Below are 22,876 nucleotides of genomic sequence, written 5' to 3' on the forward strand. Positions count from 1 at the left end.
TCATTTACTCCTCAGGCAACAATCTTTCTTTTTCCCAAAGGGATTCAACTGTTTCACGCTCACGAATTAAATGAGCTTTGTCGCCTGACACCATCACTTCTGCGGCACGTCCACGTGTGTTGTAATTTGAACTCATTACAAAACCATAAGCGCCAGCGCCAAGAACAGCTAACAAGTCATTTTCTTTTAAAGCCAATGAGCGATCTTTACCAATGAAGTCACCGGTTTCACAGATTGCTCCAACGAGATCCCAAGTTTTTTCTTCAGTATCTGAACTTGGCACCACAGGTTGGATATCCATCCAAGCTTCATATAAAGCAGGGCGAATTAAATCATTCATTGCCGCATCAATAATGGCAAAGTTACGGTGGCTTGTTGGCTTGAGCAAATCAACTTTTGTTAAAAGCACACCTGCATTTGCACTAATACTACGACCCGGCTCCATATAAACCTTGAGACCTAACTTTTCTAAAGCAGGTTTCATTGAGTTAGCATATTCTTCAACACTTGGCGGTGTTTCATCTTTATAACAAACACCCAAACCACCACCGATATCAATGTGTTTAAGAGTAATACTAAGTTTTTTTAGTTCCTCAATCATTACCATTACACGATCTAAAGCGTCAACAAACGGTTTAGTCTCGGTCAATTGCGAACCGATGTGGCAGTCAATGCCAATGATTTCAAGATTTGGTAAAGATGCAGCATATTGATAGGTTTCATAAACGGTATCACTAGGAATACCAAATTTATTTTCTTTTAAACCTGTTGAAATATAAGGATGAGTTTTTGCATCTACGTCTGGATTTACGCGTAAAGAAATTGGCGCTTTTTTACCTAGACGAGCTGCAACTTTTTGAAGACGGTCTAGTTCTGCATAAGACTCTACATTAAAGCAAGCAATGCCTACATTTAACGATGTTTCAATATCGGCTTCGGTTTTACCTAAACCAGAAAAAACAACTTTAGAGGCATCTCCACCCGCTTTCAAAACACGTGCAAGCTCACCACCCGATACGATATCAAAACCAGCACCAAGTTTTGCCAAGACATTCAGAACAGCTAAATTCGAGTTAGATTTCACCGCAAAACAGATTTGATGATCAATAAAATCAAAAGCACGGTCCATATCTAAGTAATGTTTTTCAAAAGCTGCTTTTGAATAAACATACAAAGGTGTGCCAAATTGCTGTGCAAGCTGCTCCATAGAACATTGCTCTGCATGCAATACTCCATTAATGCGGGTGAAACTCATGAATGTGTCCTTATTTCAAAGCTTAAGGTGAAGTTGTTTGGGTTGGGGCTGATGATTCAACTGGCTGTTCAGCCTGCTCATCCTGTTGCACAACTTGTTTCTGTTCTTTATTACGATAGAGCAAGTATTTCGCACGTTTGTCATAATTCGGATCAGAAGGTAGCTGTAATGCTCCTGACTGACCACAAGCGCTAAGCAAAATACTGCTGCTCAATAAACTGATGAGGCAAATGACACGACGCATCTGAGCACCTGATTTAAACAATTCGATGCAGTATACCGTGATCATGCAGGCGGCTAAAGAGTAAACTTAAAGAGAAAAACAATATGCATAAAAAACGCCGGCTTTTCAGCCAGCGTTTGATCATAACTAAATAAATTTAATTATTTTTTTTGACGTGGTTTATAGAAGAAGAAATAACCAATGATCAAGATAACAAACCAAATTGGGCTGACTTTAAGCGCTTTGAACGTATCTGGTTCTAAAGACAACACATAAATCATGCCAATAAAGAAAATAATCGTGATCCAACATGTAAATAGACCACCAGGTAATTTAAATGTTGATTTTGCATGTAGCTCAGGACGTGTCGTGTAGTAACGGATATAGCTCCAGATAATGAGTAACCACACGCAAATGAACAGAATCGTTGAAAGGGTCGTTGCAAGCGTAAATGCCTCAACAGTATTTGGTACAAAATACTGTAATGCCGCGCCTAACAATAAACACGCAGCAGAGAAATACAATGCATTTGCAGGTACTGCACGTCTGTTCAATTTACCAAAAGCTTTTGGCCCCTGATCTTCACGAGATAAACCAAATAACATACGGCTTGTTGAGAAGACACCACTGTTCATTGACGACATCACTGATGATAGTACCACCAAGTTCATCAAGATTGCTGCTGCTGCCACACCTGCTTGACTGAACAAGTTTACAAATGGACTGATCGCTGGATCAATTTTATTCCACGGTGTTACAGACATCACAATCAACAATGCCAACACATAGAAAATAATGATACGGATTGGAATTGAGTTAATTGCTTTTGGCAAGTTACGTGCCGGATCTTTCGTCTCGGCAGCTGTTGTTCCGACAAGTTCTACCCCAACGAAGGCAAAGATTGCGATTTGGAAGCCTGCCAAGAAACCATGTACACCAGTTGGGAAGAAACCACCATTCGCCCAAAGATGAGTAAAGGAAGCAACTTCACCTGTGCTTGAGGTAAAGCCAGTAAAGATCATCCATAGACCCACAGCGATTAAAATAATAATCGCAAGAATCTTAATGAGCGCAAACCAAAACTCTAATTCACCAAATAGACGTACAGTTAATAGGTTTAAACCCATAATAAATACAATTGCGGCAACACTAATCATCGCCCCTTCGACAGGTGAGAAAGGTAGACCATTATTGAAGAACTGTAGGTAGTAGATAATTGCAGAAAGGTCAGCGATACCAATCGTGATCCAACATAACCAGTATGTCCACCCTACAAAATAACCTGCCCATGGACCGATTAAATCTGTTGTGAAGTCAATAAATGATTTATAGGCAAGATTTGAAAGAAGTAGTTCGCCAAGCGCACGCATGACAAAAAACACCATCACACCAATAATCAGATAAATGAACAAGATCGATGGACCAGCAAGACTAATTGTTTTGCCTGATCCCATAAATAATCCGGTACCAATTGCACCACCAATCGCGATCAGCTGTAAATGCCGATTGGAGAGGCTTCGATGGAGCTCACCTTGTTCATGAGGCTCGCTCAAATTTTGATTCGACATTTTATAAATACACTCCAGTAATTTTTTTAATCCGTTAGCTAAATTCAAATCAAAAAGACGATATCGCACCATTTGCAGGTATCTTTTAAATGTATATTTTTTGACAACTTTTCAGCTAACCAATTTGTCTGTATTGCTGATGATTCCAAGCTACATACAATTCAATCCGATGATACGCACAAGCCCATTCCAATACAACGGACTCTCAAGTCAACTTTTGTCGCACTTGTTTAACTCAAGCCGATATAAAAAGGCTACCAATGAGGTAGCCTTTTTGATTAAAAAATCAGAAAGTAAATTCATCATCTGAAAATTTACTTTTGTTTATTCTTCAATTTTTCTTCCCAGAATGTCGCATTTTTGATGCCTAATTTAACAGGGTCAAATGTGTACTCTTTTACTCCAGCTTTTTGCTGCGCTTCATAATCTTTTAGTGCTTTAATTGTTGGCTTCCATACAAAATAAGTCACAATAATTCCGACAATATTAATCCATGCCATTAAACCTACACCAATATCACCAATACCCCATATATAACCAGTTGCACTCAGTACTCCATACGATACCGATAAAATAATAAAGCACTTAGTCACAAATAATAATGATGGAGACTTTGTAATATAGCTTAGATAAGTAATGTTAGTTTCAGCAATATAGTAATACGCAACAATCGTTGTAAACGCGAAGAAGAACACAGCCAACGCCACAAAGATTTGACCAAAATTACCAAACATTGTGCTCACTGCCATCTGTGTAAATGCAGGAGAGCCTATTTCTACAGTTGCTCCAACATGTTGCACGATAAATTGACCAGCTTCTAATGTACCTTGTACGTTATACATGCCGGTAATTAAAATCATGAATGCTGTTGCAGAGCAGACGAATAAAGTATCAACATAAATTGAGAATGCTTGTACAAAACCTTGTTGAGCTGGATGTTGAACTTCTGCTGCCGCTGCTGCGTGTGGCCCTGTTCCTTGCCCTGCCTCATTTGAATAAACACCACGTTTCACTCCCCAACCGATCGCAGCACCAAGACCCGCCATCGGAGAAAAAGCATCTTCAAAAATTAATTTGATTACACCAGGCAGTTCCTCAATATTCGCAATAACGATAACAACAGCCATTAGAATATAACCAGCTGCCATAAAAGGAACAACGAATTCAGCAAAGCGTGCAATCCGTTTAATTCCACCAAAAATAATGATCGCGAGTAAACTAACAATCACCACAAGTGCTACAAGTTTGAATAAACCAATATCACCGAAAATAATTGCCCCTTCACCTGTAATTTGTGTAAATGCTTTACCTACCGCATTTGCTTGAATACCCGGTAAAAATAAACCACAGGCCACAATTGCCGAAATTGCAAATAAAACCCCTAACCAACGTTGTCCCAGTCCTCTATCAAAATAAAATGCTGGACCACCACGATATTGGCCTTGATATTCAACTTTATAGATCTGACCTAAAGTTGATTCTACATATGCCGTGCTTGCTCCTAAAAATGCAACTAACCACATCCAAAAGACTGCGCCTGGCCCACCAAAGCCAATTGCTGCTGCCACACCCGCAATATTACCTACACCCACTCGCCCCGATAATGAAACAGCTAAGGCTTGAAAAGATGAAATCCCCTGTTCTGAAGAAGTACCTTTTATTAACAGTCTAAACATTTCCTTCATTTGACGTACTTGAACGAATCTTGTCAAAATAGAAAAAAATAAACCCGCGCCTAAGCACAGGTAAATAAGTCCTTTACTCCAGATTATGCTATTTATCCAATCAACAATTTCTGCTGCACTCATAGATATCAACCTTTTGTATTTTTAAAATACAATACTCATATTATTTTGTTCGTTTTCACTTCAGCAATATCCATGCCATATCTATAATAAACAGCTAGATACATACTGCAGTAAAAACACCGTCCTTGGGGAATAGATTAGATTTTTTATATCCACTGAAAACAAACTTTATCTGACTTGTAAAAATCCAATATCGTGTTATTTTTGGTGTCTTTCCCTTATTAGTTCCTTAGAAGATCCCTTCACATTTCCTCATTATCTTTATGAAAATTTCAGGAAACAAGAATGAAGAACTTCCTAAGAACTATATTTATATAATATCGAGCAAAATTTCAATTTTTTATGAGCAAAGTCAAAACTGTTTACCGTTGCGAGCAATGTGGTGCCGATCATCTTAAATGGGCTGGTCAATGCTCAGAGTGTGGTGAATGGAATTCACTGACTGAAGTTAAACTTGAGCCGACCACTGCTCACCGTGCACGCCCTAAAATTGGGGGCTATGCGGGTCAAGTTGCTAATATTACAACGCTCAATAAAGTTTCAGTTTCTCATGAAACCCGCTTACCTACAGGCATTAGCGAGTTTGACCGAGTGCTTGGCGGCGGTTTGGTGACAGGTTCTGTTGTACTGATTGGGGGTGACCCGGGTATTGGTAAATCGACCATTCTTTTGCAAACCGCAACACACATGGCAAGCGCAAAAAGCTCAGCACTTTATATTACAGGTGAAGAATCTTTATCTCAGGTTGCGCTTCGTGCACAACGCCTTGACTTACCTACTGATCAATTAAAAGTCATGGCTGAAACCTGTGTAGAACGTATTTGTGAAGTTTTAGAGCAAGAAAAACCTGTAGTCGCTATTCTAGATTCGATTCAAACACTTTATACAGAAACTCTCCAATCTGCTCCGGGTGGTGTTTCACAAATTCGTGAATCTGCTGCTTTATTAACCCGCTATGCAAAAAATAGTGGCACAGCGCTATTCATTGTTGGTCACGTGACCAAAGAAGGTGCGCTGGCAGGTCCTCGTGTTTTAGAGCATATGGTGGACTGCGTACTTTACTTTGAAGGTCAATCAGACTCTCGCTATCGTATGATTCGTGCTGTTAAAAACCGTTTTGGTGCAGTCAATGAACTTGGTGTATTTGGCATGACTGATAAAGGCTTACGTGAAGTAGCCAACCCTTCTGCCATTTTCTTAAGTCGTTATGATGAGGCGATTCCCGGTTCAATTGTCATGATTAGTCGTGAAGGAACTCGCCCTCTTTTGGTCGAAGTACAAGCTTTAGTTGATGATGCTCAAGGACAACCACGACGTGTTGCACTTGGTCTTGAACAAAACCGTTTAAATATGCTGCTCGCTGTAATGCATCGTCATGGCGGTGTGCAAACCACAGGACAAGACGTTTATGTCAACATTGTAGGCGGTTTAAAAATTACTGAAACAGGTTCGGACTTAGCGGTTTTACTCGCATGTGCGTCAAGTTTACGTACTAAAGCCTTGCCCCAGCAACTGGCTGTCTTTGGTGAAGTTGGACTTTCAGGTGAAATTCGCCCTGTTCCTAACGGTCAAGAACGCTTAAAAGAAGCTGCAAAACATGGCTTTAAATATGTCATTTTACCAAGAGGTAACGCGCCGCAAAAAGCAATTCCGGGCGTACAAGTCATTGCGGTTGCGCGCTTGCATGAAGCCCTGACAGAAGCAATGCAACTCAGTGATGAATTGACATAAAAAAACATACTTTTAAGGTTGAAATTTAGAGTAAATACCTGCATAAATACTATTACAAATTAACACTAAACAGGAATTTCCTATGGAAGTACACCAGCGTGGCTTGATTACCGGTATTTTAATGGCTGCTTTAGCAATTTCTCCTCTTGCTGAAGCAAAACGTGCAGGTGGTGGTAAAAGCCACGGCATGGCACGTTCTACTACTTCAAGCCAGTCTTATCAACAACCTCGTCAAGTGACTCCAGTTCAACAAACCACTACAGCGCCTCAGAAATCTGGTCCAGGCGTTGGTTCAATGGTTGCAGCTGGTGTGGCTGGTGCTGCCGTAGGTGCTGTTGCAGCAAATGCTTTAGCTGATGACAAACCAACATCAACTGAACAGCAAGCCGCTCAAGCTCAAGAAGAGAAAAAAGGTGGAATCCCAGGCTGGATTTGGGTATTGCTTGCCGCAGCTCTCGCTTTCTTTGTATTCCGTAAATTGGGATCAAAAAAAAAATTAGCGGGTAACAACCCTTACGCACCAAATAGTAACGGTCAAAACCCATTTGGCCGTTCTGCTGCTCCACAAGCAACTCCACGTAATGCTGGAGATAATACAAATATCTTTGGTCAATCTGTGGCTGGCGGTGCAGCAACACAAGCTCCTTTTGGCGGTGTAACAACGAGTAATGGCAATCAACTTCCAGATGGTAGTGAACCTGCTGCGTTCTTACGTATTGCACGTCAACGTTTTAATCACATCCAATCGATGAATACTGCAAGTAACATTGAAGAAATTCGCCGTTACTTAACACCAGAACTTTATAGTTCTATGTATAACGACATCATGGAAAATCAAGATCAAGACGTTGCTGAATTTAGTAACTTGAATGCGATGGTTGTAGATAGTGCGACTGAAAATGGTCAATACGTAGTAAGCGTACGTTTCACTGGTACAGTAAGTGAAGACTTAAACAGCTTGCCACAACCATTTACTGAAATCTGGCACTTTGTTAAGCCTGCTGGTTCTCAGCAAGACTGGGTTGTTGCAGGTATTCAACAAGCTTAAGCTAAATAAATCCTAAATAAAAAAGCCACACTATTGTGGCTTTTTTATTTGTCAGCGTTTAAGCAATTTCTGCTGGAAAGGTCACTACTTTTTCAATTTTGACCTGATCCATTGCAACCATAAGTAAACGGTCTACACCTAAAGCAATTCCTGAGCATTCTGGCATATGAGGCAACGCTGCTAAAAGATGCTCATCTAAAGGCATAACGTGAAGCCCCTGTTTCGCCCGTTCTGCGTTGTCTGCTTCAAAGCGTGAACGTAACACGTCTGCATCAAGCAATTCATCGTATGCATTTGCCAACTCTAAGCCTTCAATATAAACCTCAAAACGTGCTGCAACCTCTTCCCCGTCTTCATCTACTTTCACTTTTGCCAAAGAGGCCATTTCTGGCGGAAAGTCAGTTAAAAAGACAGGTGCATCAAAGCCTAAACTTGGTTCAACAAAATGAGAAAACAACAAATCCATGTAAGCTAGACGATCATCGCCTAAATCAAGATTTAATCCCACACGATTTGCCGTATCTTTGAGTTGCTTCAGCGTTGCTTGTAAAGGGTTGATGTCTAGGCGATCTTGAAAGGCATGCTTATAACTTAGAATAAACGGACGAACTTCACCAAAACGATGCTGCAAACAAGTTTGCAATAAATCAGCGGTTTCATGCATTAACGCTTTTAAGTCTAGACCGGGTCGATACCATTCAAGCATGGTAAATTCACTATTGTGTTTACGCCCGTGTTCATCATCGCGGAACACCTTACAGATTTGATAAATTGGTCCACTACCGCTCGCCAATAAACGCTTCATTGCAAATTCTGGTGATGTCTGTAAATATTGAGTTTGCAATTTGCCGTTAATATGACGCAAAGCCTGAACCGAAGCTAGATGTACATCGGTGACACCTGCTTGTGAAACGATGGGTGTTTCGACTTCCATCACATCACGTTCAGCAAAAAACTGACGAATTTGGGTATAGAGCTTGGCACGTGCTTTTAAGGCATCAATTGAACAAGTAGGTTGATAACTTAAACTCATGCCTGTGGTCCCCCATGGGCTGCCCATTCACGGCGCAGCGGATAATTCTTACGTAGTAAATCAAATGCTTTTTGCTCAACTTTGCCGTCTTTAATACAGGCACGAATGTTGGCATCATCTTGAGCAATATCATAAATTTGAGATAGTTTTTGCTTTAACACCGCTTTTAAATCATGTCCTGAAAAATAATCTTCACATGCAGGTAGCTGAGTTTCAAAACGCTTATTAATGTCGTATCCAAATTTTTGGCAAAACGCTTCATAAATCATTTGAGTACCGCGGGCTTTTCCTTCAAGGCTATAACCTGCAATATGCGGTGTTGCTAAAGCCAACATGTCTATAAGCTCTTCTGATATGACTGGTTCATGTTCAAATACATCAAGCACCACTTTACGCTGGGTACGTTGAATATCCTCCATTAAAGCGGCTTCTTTAACGACTGGACCACGTGCACTATTAATTAAAATCGTGTTCGGTTGAAGGGCTGCAAAAGCTTTTTCATCAAACAGATGATATGTGGCATGTTCACCATTTTTAGTAAGCGGCACATGAATTGAAATGGCATTGGCTTGTTGCAACAAAGTTTGAAAGTTTACATTTTCAATTGAATCTAGTTTAACATACGGGTCAAAGCCAATTACGTTCCAGCCAAGCAACTGGCCCATATATGCCAAACGCTTACCGACATTTCCAAGACCAACAATGCCTAGCGTAAATTTTTCTTGTTGTTCTAAAAGGCTCTCATCTAAATGAAGTAAAGCGGTAATGACATATTCAGCCACAGCCTGTGCATTACAACCTGCGGCATTCGCCCACGTAATACCTTGTTTTTCTAAAGCCGCGATATCTAAATGATCCGTGCCGATTGTGGCACTGCCCACATATTTTAAGGCGGTATTTTCAATTAAACTTTCATTCACTGCGGTGACTGAACGAACCAATAAAGCTTCAGCATCTTTTACATCAGAATGGGTTAAAGTACGCCCTGCTTTGTGTTGAATATCGCCAAACTCAGAAAAAAAGTAATCGGTAAACGCCAAATTTTCATCTGCGACGATTTTCATTGTCTGCAACCCATAGCTTATAAAAACGTTATTATCCTTTGAGTTGCAGCAAAGCACAATGTTAAGGGCGTTAAATTAGTAGACAGTTTCAAGACTCAGTTCAGTTACAAACCACCGCCAAAATAAAAGTAAGCTATTACCGCGATTGTGAGCCAAATTAAAATAATGAGGACGGCAACCAAATAGTTTTTGGGTCGTTTTTCATGGTCATCCAGCCATTCTTCAGCTTGTTGTTCAGCATCGAAAATGACTTGTTGAGGCGTAAAACGAATAGCTAACCAAATGAGCATTGGTAAAATAATGGCATCATCAATAAAGCCCAAAATAGGAATAAAATCTGGAATTAAATCGATTGGACTAAACGCATAAGCCACAGCCACCACAGCAATAATTTTAGGTAACCACGGCATTTGCGGATGCCTTGATGCAAACCAAAGCATAATAATTTGTTTCTTTAGACCTTTTGCCCATTCTTTTATTGATTGTAACCAAGACATTTGGACAGACTCTGAACCTTTAGAGTTTTATAATAATCCATAAAACCTATCCTTAGCTTAAAAGCCAAAGAAATGTCAGATGAGCTTTACTTTAGGTCCATCATATTGAACAATATATTTTAAATTTCTGTATATAAAACAAATCTATCTTCTCGGCAAAAACTTGCCAAAGTCAGGCCAGATTGTTTGGCTAACTGAATCGCCATGCTGGTAGGTGCTGAAATTGACGCCAGTAGACTAATGTTCAGCTGGGCACATTTTCTTATCAGTTCATAACTAGCCCGACTGGTCATCACTACAAAACCTAAACTGGTGTCATAGTTTTCTTGAGCTAGATAACCGATTAATTTGTCTAATGCATTATGGCGGCCAACATCTTCAAATAAAGCGGCAATTTGACCATCAACTACCCATGCTGCGGCATGTGCTCCACCCGTTAAAGCAGTAATTTCCTGTTGAGCTTTTAAATGGGAAATGGCACTCGGAATTTGCTCAAGCCATATTTTAAATGCATGCGTTGTAATTTTTGGAACATCTAACTGAAATTGCTCTAAACTCTCAATTCCACATAAACCACAGCCTGTGCGGCCTACCATCATGCGGCGGTGTTCTTTTAATGCAGCAAATGCTCTAGATGAAATGGTCATTTCCACCGTAATGCCCAATTTATTTTGATGCATATCAAGCGTATATAGTTCTTTTAAGCTCGTTAAAATTCCTTCGGAAAGACTAAAACCTTTGGCAAATAAATCAACATTGGTGGGTGTTGCCATCATCACTGCGTGTGAAATGCCGTTATACACCAAGGCAATTGGGTACTCTTGCACAATATGATCTAAAACATTTTCAGAGTCGTTTTTGTTAAACCGCTGCACTGGTAACGTTTCAACCCCATAAGAATGTGGTGTCAAAATGATTTCCTTTATTTCAAAATGGCGCTTATTGAGAGCGCCATTTGTTTTGATGACATTTTTTTTATATCGTTTTTGTTGATTAAAGGCTACTTACTTTCTTATCGGCATCTTCAGGGGCTACTGCCGTTGCCAAGTTAAAGTGGGCGGGTGCATCACCGGGATGTAAAATCACAGGAACACTTTTTGAAGCCGGAATCTTGGCATATTTATCATGACTGCTTAACGCCACCAAAGGATTAGTCTCTGGATAGTACGCAGCTAAACTGCCATGTGGAATGTTGTAAGGCACAATACGGAAACTGTGTACAATACGCTTCACACCGTCGGAGAAAACACTTTCAATATCGACCCATTGATTTGCTTCAAAGCCAGCTTCATCAATATCGGCTTGGTTCATAAACAATACACGGCGCTGACCAAATACCCCACGGTAACGGTCATCGAGACCATATAAAGTGGTGTTGTATTGGTCGTGAGAGCGAGTGGTCATTAAGGTATAAACTTTACTATCGGTATATGCAGCAGCGTACTGATTTTCTTTATCAGCATAGACTTCACTCAGAGGTGTAATCATAAACTGCGCTTTACCACTTTTTGTATTCCAGATGTGCTGATTGGCGGGATGCTCAAGGTGGAAACCACCCGGTTTATAGACACGTAAATTAAAGTCATGGAACTCATCAAAGACGTCGGCAATTGAGTCACGAATACGGTCATAACTTTCGATGTACCATTTCCATTTGATTTTGCTGTCTGGCAGCACTGCTTCGGCCATTCTTGCCACGATGTCAGGTTCAGACAAAATATTTTCAGAAATTGGGGTATTACGCCCTGCTGACAAATGAATATTACTCATCGAATCTTCGACTGAAATAGCCTGTGGGCCATGAAGCTGCTCATCAATTTCGGTACGTCCCAAACAAGGCAAAATGAGTGCCTCTTTACCACACACCAAATGACTACGATTCAACTTGGTGGCAACATGAACTGTTAAATTACATTTTCTGAGCGCTTCTTGGGTATACGGTGTATCTGGGGTTGCAACAGCAAAGTTTCCACCTAAACCAATAAAGACTTTAACCTCGCCTTCAGCCATGGCTTTGATGGTTTCAACCACACCAAAACCATTTTTTCTCGGTGATTTAATTCCAAACACGCGATCAATGTTGTCGAGTAATTTGGGACTAGGTAGCTCATTAATACCCATAGTGCGGTCACCTTGCACATTACTATGCCCACGAACTGGACAAAGCCCTGCACCCGGTCTACCAATTTGACCACGCGCCAACAATAAATTTGCCAGCATATGTACATTGGCTGTTCCGTGGCGGTGTTGAGTAATACCCATTCCCCAGCAGAAAATTGAACGCTCGGACTCCCAAAACAGTTTGGCGAGTTTTTCTAAATGCTCTGGTGATAGCCCCGAGTGTTTATAAATATCTTCCCACTCAGTTCTCTCGATCTCAGCAATCATCTCATCAAAACCGACTGTATTGACCGCAATAAAATTTCGGTCAAAAACGCTTGGTTTACCTGAAGCAAGCGCTTTTTTATCCCACTCATTTAAGTGCTTTAAAATCCCTAACATCAGTGCGTAGTCACCACCAATTTTAGGTTGGAAATAATAGCGACTAATCGGTGTACTACCATTAGTCATCATTTCAAGCGGAGCTTGCGGGTCTTGGAAACGCTCTAAGCCCCGCTCTTTAATTGGGTTAATCGCAATAATGTTACCGCCACGTTTGGACACCTCTCGTAAAGTGCCTAACATACGTGGATGGTTGGTTCCGGGGTTATGCCCAAAACTAAAAATAGCATCAGCTAAATCAAAGTCTTCTAGGGTGACGGTGCCCTTTCCTAAACCAATCGAGTCGAGCAAGCCAACACTTGTTGTTTCATGGCACATGTTCGAACAGTCTGGAAAGTTATTTGTTCCAAAGCTGCGCACAAACAATTGATATAAAAATGCCGCTTCGTTACTCGCACGACCAGAAGTATAAAACGCTGCTTGGTCTGGGTGATCTAGCGCATGGAGGTGTTTAGCAATGATCTGAAATGCTTCATCCCATGAAATTGCTACATATTTATCAGTTGCAGCATCGTAGCGAACCGGGTCGGTTAAGCGACCTAAGTCTTCTAGAAAGAAATCACTTTGTTCTGACAACCAACGGACAGTATGGCTTACGAAATATTCAGGAGTAACCGTTTTACTGGTCGCTTCGAAAGCAACCGCCTTTGCACCATTTTCACAAAAGTTAAAAGCATGGGCATCTTTCTTTTCTGGCCATGCACAACCGGGACAGTCGAAGCCTGTAGGCTGGTTAATGTTGAGTAAGGTAATTGAACCTTTTGTTAAAATATCTTGTCGCTTCAAGTTTCGAGCAACACTTAGCAGTGCGCCCCAACCGCCAGCAGGATGAGTATATGGCTCAATTCGCGCAAAACCGTTATTTTCCTGAATATGCTTTTGTTCTTCTGAATTATCCACTTTTTCATCCTCTTATTTCTTCTTACATACTCAACAGATTCAATAAAATCACGATTTAATTATGGTTATATCTAGGCGATCTGTTGTTTAGCTTATTGGTAGAGTCCGCTTTTTCTTATTCACAATATTAAAAAAGCAGGCTCAACGCTGCTTATAATATGTGCCATATTCTTTATAATTACAATAATTCAAACCAATAGTATTATTTTAAAAAAATTATATATAACAAATGTTTAAAAATTTAATGGATGAGTTTTTTACAGATAAAAACATTATTGGTTTTCATTTCCAACAGATTAGACTGATTTTTCAAATTGACTCTGATTTGGTTTTAACTATGTTTTTTTCATACTAATGAGTATAAATCAATTAAAAATCCATCAGAATTAGAGAACTTATGAAAGTCATTATTGCACCTGACTCTTTTAAAGACAGTTTATCTGCTTTAAAGGTAGCTCAGGCTATTGCCAAAGGATGGCAAGAAGTTTTTCCTCATGCAGAAACGATGTTATGCCCTATGGCAGATGGCGGTGAAGGAACCATTGAAGCTGTATTAGAAGTTTGCGGCGGTCAATGGTGTGAAAAAACTGTAGTTGGGCCATTAGGTCAGCCTGTTCAGGCCAAATGGGGCTGGTTAGAAAAACAAAGAATCGCCATCATTGAAATGGCTCAAGCGAGCGGCATACAGTTAGTCCCACCGTCAGAACGTGATGCTTGCCACAGCACAACCTTTGGAACAGGTCAGCTCATTCTGGATGCTTTAGATGCAGGTGCAAAAGAGATTATTTTAACCGTAGGTGGGAGTGCGACCAATGATGGCGGCACAGGATTACTGAGTGCTTTGGGTGCAGTTTTACTCGACACCAACCAAAACGTTTTACCCACAGGTGGCCTCGCTCTCAAAAACTTGTCAAAAATTGATTTAACGCATTTCGACTCACGTATTCAGCAAACACGGTTTTTGTTGGCTGCCGATGTGACCAATCCACTTTGTGGCTCTAACGGTGCATCATCTATTTTTGGGCCACAAAAAGGTGCTTCTCCTGCTCAAGTACAACTGCTTGATGATGCTCTCACCCATTTTGCCGATGTTTCTGCTGAGCTTTTAGGTTTCGACAAACGAGATGAAGCAGGTTCTGGCGCTGCGGGTGGTTTGGGCTTTGCCGCTAAAAGTTATTTAAATGCTGAGTTTAAGGCTGGAGTCGAAGTTGTGGCTGAACTTAACCAACTTGAGCATAAAATCTGTAATGCAGATTGGGTAATTACAGGCGAAGGTAAATTTGACCAACAAACCTTAAGTGGCAAAACAGTTTTTGGGGTAAGCCAAATTGCCAAAGCGCATAATGTTCCCGTTATTGTAATTGCAGGCACATTAGGCGAAGGCTACCAAGCGCTTTATGAACATGGCGTTACGGCTGCATTTTCACTAGCCAATGGTCCACTTACCTTAGAACACGCTTGCGAACATGCGGCAGAACTCATTTATGAACGAACAATCGATATTGCAAGATTAATTCAGTTTAATATGAACCAATCCTAAATATTTTTTTGTTATTTTAAAAAACGGTCAAACCAACCAGTAGGAAAATCTTATGAATGTTATTGATGCCATCCGTAACCGCCGTGCAGTGAAACGCTTCGACCCATCTTTTCAACTCTCTGAAGATAACAAAAAGCAGTTATTACAAGAAGTTTTAGCCAATGCGCCAAGCGCTTTTAACCTACAACATTGGCGTCCAGTCATCATTGAAGATACTGAGTTAAGACAAAAAATCCGTACCATTGCTTGGGACCAGCCACAGGTTACAGAATCATCATTACTGATTGTGTTATGTGCAAAAGTCAGTACATGGGAAGTTGATGCTAAGCGTGTATGGGATGGCGCTTCTCCTGAAGTTCAAAATATTATGGTTGGCGCAATTGACCAGTATTATCGTGACCGTCCGCAAACCCAACGTGACGAAGTTATGCGTAGTGCGGGCATTTTTGCTCAGACCTTGATGCTTCTTGCTCAAGAGCACGGTTTAGATAGTTGCCCAATGGATGGTTTTGACTTTGATGCGATGGCAAAGCTCATAAACTTACCTGAAGATCATGTGGTGTGTTTAATGATTGCTGTTGGTAAATCAGCATCTCAGCCTTACCCACGTGTGGGCAAACTTCCTTACGATGATGTCATTATTCAAAATACGTTCTAAGTTGTTATTCAAATTTTAGGCTTTCATTCTATTTGTTGATTTTATTCTAAATAGATGAAAGCCTTTAATTTGGTATTTATTATAAAGCTGACTTTGACTTGGCTATAAACTGCTTCAAAAAGCAATCTACTAATTTCTTCCTTTCACCAGCTTTATTTGGGTCTAAAAGTTGGATGAGCGCCCCATCAATCATAAATAAAATCATCTTAGCGTCGGGTTTCAAAGCACGGGTCTCTAGACTAAATATCAACTCAAAAAGCTCTCTAAGCAGCCATTTTCTATATTCAATCGCCATTTGGTAGGCTCTCGGGTAGAGCAGCTTGATTTCAAAAATGGCCTTAAATAGCAAAAAGTAAAAGCTATTTAAATCGACATGTAAAAGAAAAATTTCTTTGAGTTTATCGTTTGCGGTTGGGTAGCGATGAGAATAAATAATTGCCAGCACTTCTTCTTTTAGCCGACTTTTTTGAAAGGCTATGCATCTTTCAATAAGTCGCTCTTTGGACTGAAAATAGTTATAAAAAGTCGCCTTCTGAATTTTGCATTTTTTGATCAGAAGGTTTACCCCTGTATTGTGAAATCCATAAATCGTAAATAGCTGAATTGAAGTACAAATGACCTGTAATTTTTTGGCAGATATTTCTGAATGAGGCATATTTTTACCTTTTTAAAATAAATTCTTGTTGTAGGTGAGATACTTTTTTGGGAGAAAAAAGGCACAGCAAAGCCTATAAAAACTGTGCTTGGCACATCTCAAGTTTTATTTTTGCTAAGTTTTAGTCGTGACGATTTAAAGCCTGAAAACCCTTAGGTGATCAAACCGCTTTAAGGTTTAAGTTGTGTCGATATAGACTTTGGCAAAGGCTGCCAAAAAATAATGAATGTGCAAAGCCAACTCCTTTTATTGGGAGTTCTGCCAGACATTTATAGAATTATGGTGGCAGAACGAAAGGGGGTTAGCAGACTGGCTCAAGACCCAGCACACCCGAAGGTGTCCCCCTTCCGTCCTACCGCTACAAAAAGGGAGACGAACGGGTCTACATCAAAAAAATGAATTTTTTCAATGTTCTTGAGCACGGTCTGCTAAAACCGGCTGGCAATGTGGCCAGCAGGCAAAGAATAGTGCTCTACCCTTTTACAGTCAAGCACACAAAATGACATTTGTTTTAAATTAGATCATTAAAAAGTAAGGATAAATAATGAGTTGGTTATTGTTAAATGGGGGTTTATAAAGGGAAATCATTAGAGTTGAAACCAAGGTTTTTTGGGCTTAGTTCCCGTATATGCTGGACTAACTTTAATTGGCCCTTGACCTTTTTCACATTTTTGCACACCCCACTCACTCGGGCGAAAACGCGCATTAGGTCCATCGGGTTCAGGTTTACCAAATTCTTTTGCAATATCATGATCAATTAATGGAATTTCAAGTAGCACGATGTCTCCACGAGAACAAGCGATGGTAGGGCGCTTCGTATCGTAAACCCATTCACCATAGCCATTGGCCTCATTAGGATCAAAGCGCATAACTGGACCTATTTGCTGATCCCATGCCAATTCCATTCGAGGAGGTTCCATCGCAGTTACCCACATTCCTGCGACTTGTACAGGATGAGGGAAACGTACAGCCTGTAATCCTCGTAAACTCAAGGGCAATTGTGGCTCACCGTTGTCAAAAGCGTCGTAACGATTAATTAAACTCCCTTTGGGAATCAACAGTTCTCCATATTGTGTATCTTGAGATAAAACGAAATGACGGCGACTTTCTTTATAATGCTGCTCAAGTGCGAAATCATACTTTACCGATGCAATCCTATAAAATAGATAACCAGCCCACAGATCACATATCAATGCCAATACGGTAATGAATAATATCTTTCGAGAAAAAAACCTAATAGGCTTTTCAGCCTTCTTTCGCCAAAAGAGTATTACTTTCACCAACAAGCCTAGTGTTAGTACAATTCCAATCAATGGAATAATAAATAACAGAAAAATTGCGAAAAAAGAGAATGGCTGTACTGGTATCATAATTTTTAAATCTTTAACTTCATATATTTTTATATGTACCCATTATTATAGATACTTAATTCATTTCATATGAGGTGGATTGATTTTTTAGGAAAATTCAAAAATATTTAGGCCCAAGATAGATTCTCTAAAGGGATCAAAAAGAATTTTTTCATTACACTCAATAGCTTTTTCTAAAACGCTTATTATTTTAGAAATTTCATCTATAAACGTTGCATAAATTTCGATTAGTTTTTTTAAACTCTTTAATTAATTGATAAAGCTGTCTATCACTGTATAAATCGTAATCTACATATGAAAGATCAGAAATAAGTGGAAGTGTTTCCTTATCAAAAATTGAAACTAAACTATCTGCAAATTCTTTTTGTATTTGGTAGGCGAATAGAGATTCACCTTTTTCCATAGAGTTAAATGTCCAAATATGCATTAAATACATTCTTAAAATTTTTCCTAAAGCTTGCTAATTTTCATAATTTTATATCAATATCTTATTATGTATTTAATATATTAGACATTAATGAATTTATAAAATTGCTATAGTTTAACTACAAAAAGCCCCTATTTCTACATAGGCTTTTTAATTAAAAATTTAATTATTTATGCCCCCAAGGCACAACTGGTGACCCAATCCATGCAGATTTAGCCGAGATATTTTCAGATTTACGAACACAGCAGACATCAGCACCACTACTCTAAAAATATAATCTCACTCCTGAAATCGATGAATATTTGCAAGAGTTTAACTATTTATTGAGTATAAATGGTAATACCAATATGGATGACCGTAGAGCTTGAATTAATGCTTATTGAAAAAAATAGATTACTCAATAGACCCTTAAAACTGCCTAACTAAAGTAGTGAGGCAGCATATTTGATATGTAATTTATTTTAAAGAGGTGTACCACAAATATCTGTGGTACCTGTTGGATAGGTAAATTGTAGTTTTGAATGATCAGATACTATTTCATATGATATTTCTTTTCCAAGGGAACTAGAGTTGGAAGTATAAAACCCCTCTTCAATAGCAATACCAAATTTCATTTTGCTTAATGGGGTCGTATAACTCCATGTGTATCCCCTATCTACTCCATTTACAATATAACCAATTTTCTTGCTGATTTGATTGTAATAAATCCCCACTCTAACTGTTTCACTTGCTAAAACTTCATTTTGTGTCTGATTTGGGGTTATGTTTCCAGAAATAGAACTCATAAATAAATTTTGCTGTGAACCATACGCACTTCCAAAACTTGGCGCGGCAAAAACAATACCGTCATAATTACTTGTTCCTGTGATAAACCCTGAAGCTAGTTCATTTGAGTTTAGATTTATGGGTTTCTTAAAAATATATTCAAAAGCAACAATATTAGACTGAGCAATATTGGTATCAGTTTTAGTTTTTATCAGTGTTCCTATATTTATATTAGCCAAAGCCTTAGTTAACACTTTCTGTCCAGTTATTGTTATATAGTTGCTTGGATTTGGTGTCCCTTCTGGTGTTTGTGAAGCGCTTGGATCAATCTCTAAATCACCAATTTTACATTCAGCCCAGCTCTGTGCACTGACAATTAATAAGCTAAGAATCAATATATTTTTTCTCATTATTTCACCTTAATTTTATTGTGATTTTTGATTGTATGGTAAAAGTTTAAGGTTTAGAAATTTTTCAGATAAAGAGACAATAGGTTAGACTTTATAGTAATTTGTTAGATAGATATTTTTCTAAAATCAAAATAATAGGTATTAAATGAAAATAAAATCACTTAACAATCCTCAGCAATATTTATGAATGAAACTAAAATCTACTAAAACTATATCTGCAACTCTTCTAATACTATTTTTAATGTTTTAATTGCTGAAGTTCTAAAGATAGTATTACCGTCCATATGCTTATTTTTATCTGTCCATGCTATTGCTGCAAGACATTGAATCCCGACATAAGTTAGAAACTCCCTTTGGGGTACTACTTCCCCATAAGTCATTTCCCAACCTTGTAGAAAAGCATGTCTTAACTCTAAATCAGAGAAATCCATATCCAACCAAACGATCTTTGCTAAATCATAAACAGCATCACCAATACGAGCCGCTTCATAATCTAAAACACCAGAGATTTTATTATATCTAGTTGCAAGAAGGTTTCGACCAATATAATCACAATGTAAAAGGCTAAACTGAGTTGGTTCCCGCAAGTCTTTCCAATATAAAAGCAACTCACTTAGCTCATAACTAAATTCTTTGTAGTCAGCTTTAGCTGGATCAATACGTGACATCCATTTTGTTGTCATTAATTTTAGATGTTCATTCCATAAAGTTGGATCTTTTGAAGAATCATCTCGCCCCTTCCAGAATTTCATCTCAAATAAACGAGAAGAACTAATCGCTCGATGAAAACTTCCTAGAGATGCGCCTGCCTCTTTTAGTAAGAATAATTTTTCTGTTCTCGAACAATTTCTTAAAATGTTATTTACTGGCTGCCCTTCTAAAGCACTCATTACAACAACAAAATAATTTTCCCATTCAAATTGACTTAATAGTTTTGGGGCCAATGAAAACGCTCTAAGCTCATCCAATATTTCACAATATCTTTCATGATCTACTTTACGTGTATACATTTTTACAAAGACATATCCTTGAGTAGTTTGTGCTTTGTATACAGTAGCTCCATCTCTATGAGTAACTAAAGTCAATGTCTTTGCTTGAATTCTGTTGAGTAAGCCATCTAAATTTTTCATAAGTTATTATTAAATATAAAAGTCATAATTCATATTTATTATGTGCTAAAGAATATAGATAAAAAAAAGCCCTCGTCATTAACAAGGGCTTTTTAAGAATTTTGGCGGAAGCGGTGAGATTCGAACTCACGGAGGACTCACACCCTCGTCGGTTTTCAAGACCGGTGCATTAAACCGCTCTGCCACGCTTCCAACGAGCGCTATAATATAAACAAAAACACAAGTTGGCAAATCTTTTATTTAATTTTTAATTCAACCGCTCAAAATAAACACAAATCTATTTAATTTTCGGGGTTTTCAGTCTTTTCATAGCGAATTGTATTGATATACCACAGCTTTTTCCCAGATGGCGTGTGTACTTCGATCTCATCATCGACTTCTTTACCGAGCAATGCGCGAGCCATTGGCGACTCAATTGAGATATGTTGCGGATGATGATCATAAATTTCATCGATTCCTACAATACGTAAAGTTTTTTGCTCACCTTCTTCATTTTCAATTTCGACCCAAGCACCAAAGTAAACCTTGCCGTCTTGCTCAGGTGAGTAATCAACAATTTTTAATTCTTCTAAGCGTTTTCCTAAATAGCGTACACGTCGATCAATTTTTCTAAGGAGCTGCTTATTGTATTGATAATCCGCATTTTCACTACGGTCCCCCAAGCTTGCAGCCCAGTTTACTTTTTTGGTGATTTCAGGTCGTTCTTCATGCCAAAGTTGTTTTAATTCAGCAACTAATTTGTCATGTCCTGACCGAGTGATTAAGTTAGATTTCATGATAAAAAACCACTGTTCAACAACATATCGCTTACAAGATGTAGCATTTTATACCCTATTTTCTCACATCAGAAGTGTATAAATTTTCTTCCTTAAGAAATTCATGTGTTTATGATGTTATATCGAAGATTTAATTGTACAAAATTTGACATTACTTTTTTTCAATATTATGATGCGCGCAGATTAAATGTTGAGCATTTTTTAACCCACTCGAAAACTATGTAGATTTTCTACACAGTTTGTTTTTTTCATTTCATGTCATTTTGAATGACGTCATGACTGCCCACCCCTTATTGAATTTATCAACTTTTAGAAGTTATGGCAGCTTTTTGTCTGACTTTTAGGGCATAAATTATCTGTAGCGGAGACAACATGCACAGTAATTCAAGTTCTGGGTCGAGGCTTTGCCTTAACTCTTTATTTTCTTCTCTCCCGTTAAAAGCGCTTGCACTCAGTACTATGCTTATTCCATTTCATAGTCTTAATGCAGGTAAAACCCTACAGTACAATACTGTAGTTAACACAAACACTCTAACTGTTGTTGCAGTAGAAAGCCCGACAACCGTTTTCAAAGAAGATCAGTTTTTACATGGTTTTGGTTATGACCTAGCGCGTAACTATGCACAGAACCTAAATGTAAAGCTGGACTTTAAAATCGTGGCAGACAATGCCACCGCACTTAGATGGGTTCAGCAAGGTAAAGCAAACTTTGCGATGACTACAGCAGGTTTAAGCACAATCGAAAACAAAGGTTTGATGTCATTTTCTGCAAGTTGTGGTGACACAACAAATTTGCAAAAAAATGGTTTAAACCCAGAGTTAAGTTGGGTATTTAAACAGGCAGATGACCCACTCACCCAGACTGCCAGTGGCTTTGTATGCCAAAGTAAGCAAAATGGTGTGACTCAGCAGCTCGCTTCTTTTTATAACCGCAATGTGGTGAAACCAGAAGCATGGTCAACCATTCAACGTGACTTAAGCACACGTTTACCGATCTACAAAGCGAGCTTTAAGCAAAGTGCAGCGAAGTATGATCTAGATTGGCATTTACTTGCCGCAATTGGTTATCAAGAATCATATTTAAAGCCTGAATCTGTTTCTCCCACAGGTGTCCGCGGCTTAATGATGCTAACCAATAGCACTGCTCGAGCAATGGGTGTGAGCAATCGTAGTGATCCAACTCAGAGCATTCAAGGTGGAGCGAAGTATTACGATTTAATGTTAAGTGAGTTTGATAATATTCCATTCCCTGATCGGAACTGGTACGCGCTTGTAGCCTATAACATGGGACCAGGTGCGGTAAGTCAAATTCAGAAGCGCTTGCGAGCTCAAGGGAAAGACCCAAATCAGTGGGTTAATCTCTACGATTATTTGCAAAGTAATAAAATGCGAAATGGTCGATATAAGCAAGCGGTTCAATACGTGACTCGTATTCGTGCTTATCTTGAACATATTAAAACGGCGCAAACACGAATCAATATCTAATTTTTATTGTTTAAAAGTTGATAAATTCATT

Annotated in this window: 19 protein-coding genes, 1 tRNA gene and 1 pseudogene; 5 read left to right on the forward strand and 16 right to left on the reverse strand. The window is 38.9% G+C overall.

The genetic code is table 11. The annotated features are described in order from the left end of the window. Nucleotides 1-4: 4 nt before the first annotated feature. From lysA to AWW73_RS12795, 4 genes are all read right to left on the reverse strand, one after another. Nucleotides 5-1,255: a diaminopimelate decarboxylase gene (gene lysA, locus AWW73_RS12780; RefSeq protein ID WP_062849835.1), complete on the reverse strand. Its 1,251-nt coding sequence runs from the start codon at nt 1,253-1,255 to the stop codon at nt 5-7. A gap of 22 nt (nt 1,256-1,277) precedes the next feature. Next, entirely contained in the window at nt 1,278-1,499 is a 222-nt protein-coding gene (lptM, locus tag AWW73_RS12785) for an LPS translocon maturation chaperone LptM (RefSeq protein WP_002118887.1), read from the reverse strand. Between the two features lie 140 nt (nt 1,500-1,639). Then, nucleotides 1,640-3,046: an amino acid permease gene (locus AWW73_RS12790; protein WP_062849861.1), complete on the reverse strand. Its 1,407-nt coding sequence runs from the start codon at nt 3,044-3,046 to the stop codon at nt 1,640-1,642. 314 nt (nt 3,047-3,360) lie between these two features. After that, nucleotides 3,361-4,854 carry an alanine/glycine:cation symporter family protein gene (locus AWW73_RS12795; RefSeq protein ID WP_031949097.1) on the reverse strand — a complete coding sequence of 498 codons (1,494 nt, stop codon included), beginning with the start codon at nt 4,852-4,854 and terminating at the stop codon, nt 3,361-3,363. Nucleotides 4,855-5,196: 342 nt separating this feature from the next. Here AWW73_RS12795 and radA point away from each other — a divergent pair, with 342 nt between their 5' ends. Beyond that, nucleotides 5,197-6,585: a DNA repair protein RadA gene (radA, locus tag AWW73_RS12800; RefSeq protein WP_005073053.1), complete on the forward strand. Its 1,389-nt coding sequence runs from the start codon at nt 5,197-5,199 to the stop codon at nt 6,583-6,585. Between the two features lie 82 nt (nt 6,586-6,667). Continuing rightward, on the forward strand, nt 6,668-7,633 hold the full coding sequence (locus tag AWW73_RS12805) for a Tim44 domain-containing protein (RefSeq protein WP_016146185.1): 966 nt from the start codon (nt 6,668-6,670) through the stop codon (nt 7,631-7,633). A 58-nt stretch (nt 7,634-7,691) separates the two neighbouring features. On the opposite strand, the gene epmA is transcribed toward AWW73_RS12805, so the two are convergent. From epmA to AWW73_RS12830, 5 genes are all read right to left on the reverse strand, one after another. Beyond that, nucleotides 7,692-8,666, reverse strand: coding sequence for an EF-P lysine aminoacylase EpmA (gene epmA, locus AWW73_RS12810; RefSeq protein WP_060464879.1), 975 nt, complete (start codon nt 8,664-8,666; stop codon nt 7,692-7,694). Continuing rightward, nucleotides 8,663-9,730: a 4-phosphoerythronate dehydrogenase gene (locus tag AWW73_RS12815; protein WP_062849836.1), complete on the reverse strand. Its 1,068-nt coding sequence runs from the start codon at nt 9,728-9,730 to the stop codon at nt 8,663-8,665. Before AWW73_RS12815 ends, epmA begins: the two co-directional genes overlap by 4 nt. A gap of 104 nt (nt 9,731-9,834) precedes the next feature. Then, a complete protein-coding gene (locus AWW73_RS12820) occupies nt 9,835-10,227 on the reverse strand; it encodes a YkvA family protein (protein ID WP_062849837.1) in 393 nt (130 codons plus the stop codon). Between the two features lie 119 nt (nt 10,228-10,346). Further along, entirely contained in the window at nt 10,347-11,138 is a 792-nt protein-coding gene (fdhD, locus tag AWW73_RS12825) for a formate dehydrogenase accessory sulfurtransferase FdhD (RefSeq protein WP_062849838.1), read from the reverse strand. Nucleotides 11,139-11,220: 82 nt separating this feature from the next. Then, nucleotides 11,221-13,629, reverse strand: coding sequence for an FdhF/YdeP family oxidoreductase (locus tag AWW73_RS12830; protein WP_062849839.1), 2,409 nt, complete (start codon nt 13,627-13,629; stop codon nt 11,221-11,223). Nucleotides 13,630-14,026: 397 nt separating this feature from the next. Between AWW73_RS12830 and AWW73_RS12835 the strand changes: the two genes are divergently transcribed. Together AWW73_RS12835 and AWW73_RS12840 are read left to right on the forward strand one after the other, a co-directional pair. Further along, nucleotides 14,027-15,169: a glycerate kinase family protein gene (locus AWW73_RS12835; protein ID WP_062849840.1), complete on the forward strand. Its 1,143-nt coding sequence runs from the start codon at nt 14,027-14,029 to the stop codon at nt 15,167-15,169. A gap of 52 nt (nt 15,170-15,221) precedes the next feature. After that, nucleotides 15,222-15,827, forward strand: coding sequence for a nitroreductase family protein (locus AWW73_RS12840; RefSeq protein WP_057105558.1), 606 nt, complete (start codon nt 15,222-15,224; stop codon nt 15,825-15,827). 79 nt (nt 15,828-15,906) lie between these two features. Here AWW73_RS12840 and AWW73_RS12845 read toward each other — a convergent pair whose 3' ends face one another. The 7 genes and pseudogenes from AWW73_RS12845 to greB form a co-directional block, all read right to left on the reverse strand. Then, a complete protein-coding gene (locus AWW73_RS12845) occupies nt 15,907-16,482 on the reverse strand; it encodes a TetR/AcrR family transcriptional regulator (RefSeq protein WP_062849841.1) in 576 nt (191 codons plus the stop codon). Nucleotides 16,483-17,069: 587 nt separating this feature from the next. Further along, on the reverse strand, nt 17,070-17,852 hold the full coding sequence (locus AWW73_RS12850; protein WP_062849842.1) for a hypothetical protein: 783 nt from the start codon (nt 17,850-17,852) through the stop codon (nt 17,070-17,072). 87 nt (nt 17,853-17,939) lie between these two features. Further along, a pseudogene (locus AWW73_RS12855) lies at nt 17,940-18,279 on the reverse strand (hypothetical protein). A gap of 461 nt (nt 18,280-18,740) precedes the next feature. Further along, nucleotides 18,741-19,454: a DUF4882 family protein gene (locus AWW73_RS12860; protein ID WP_062849843.1), complete on the reverse strand. Its 714-nt coding sequence runs from the start codon at nt 19,452-19,454 to the stop codon at nt 18,741-18,743. Nucleotides 19,455-19,663: 209 nt separating this feature from the next. Continuing rightward, nucleotides 19,664-20,584 (reverse strand): aminoglycoside phosphotransferase family protein, encoded by a 921-nt coding sequence (locus AWW73_RS12865; RefSeq protein WP_062849844.1) that lies wholly within the window; start codon nt 20,582-20,584, stop codon nt 19,664-19,666. A gap of 102 nt (nt 20,585-20,686) precedes the next feature. Then, a tRNA-Ser gene (locus tag AWW73_RS12870) sits at nt 20,687-20,776 on the reverse strand. Nucleotides 20,777-20,865: 89 nt separating this feature from the next. Beyond that, nucleotides 20,866-21,360, reverse strand: coding sequence for a transcription elongation factor GreB (greB, locus tag AWW73_RS12875; protein ID WP_016146197.1), 495 nt, complete (start codon nt 21,358-21,360; stop codon nt 20,866-20,868). A gap of 372 nt (nt 21,361-21,732) precedes the next feature. Here greB and AWW73_RS12880 point away from each other — a divergent pair, with 372 nt between their 5' ends. Continuing rightward, nucleotides 21,733-22,845, forward strand: a complete 1,113-nt coding sequence (locus tag AWW73_RS12880) for an MltF family protein (RefSeq protein WP_016146198.1) — start codon at nt 21,733-21,735, stop codon at nt 22,843-22,845. Nucleotides 22,846-22,876: the final 31 nt, after the last annotated feature.

It is taken from the genome of Acinetobacter lactucae (genome assembly GCF_001605885.1).
Classification (GTDB): domain Bacteria; phylum Pseudomonadota; class Gammaproteobacteria; order Pseudomonadales; family Moraxellaceae; genus Acinetobacter; species Acinetobacter lactucae.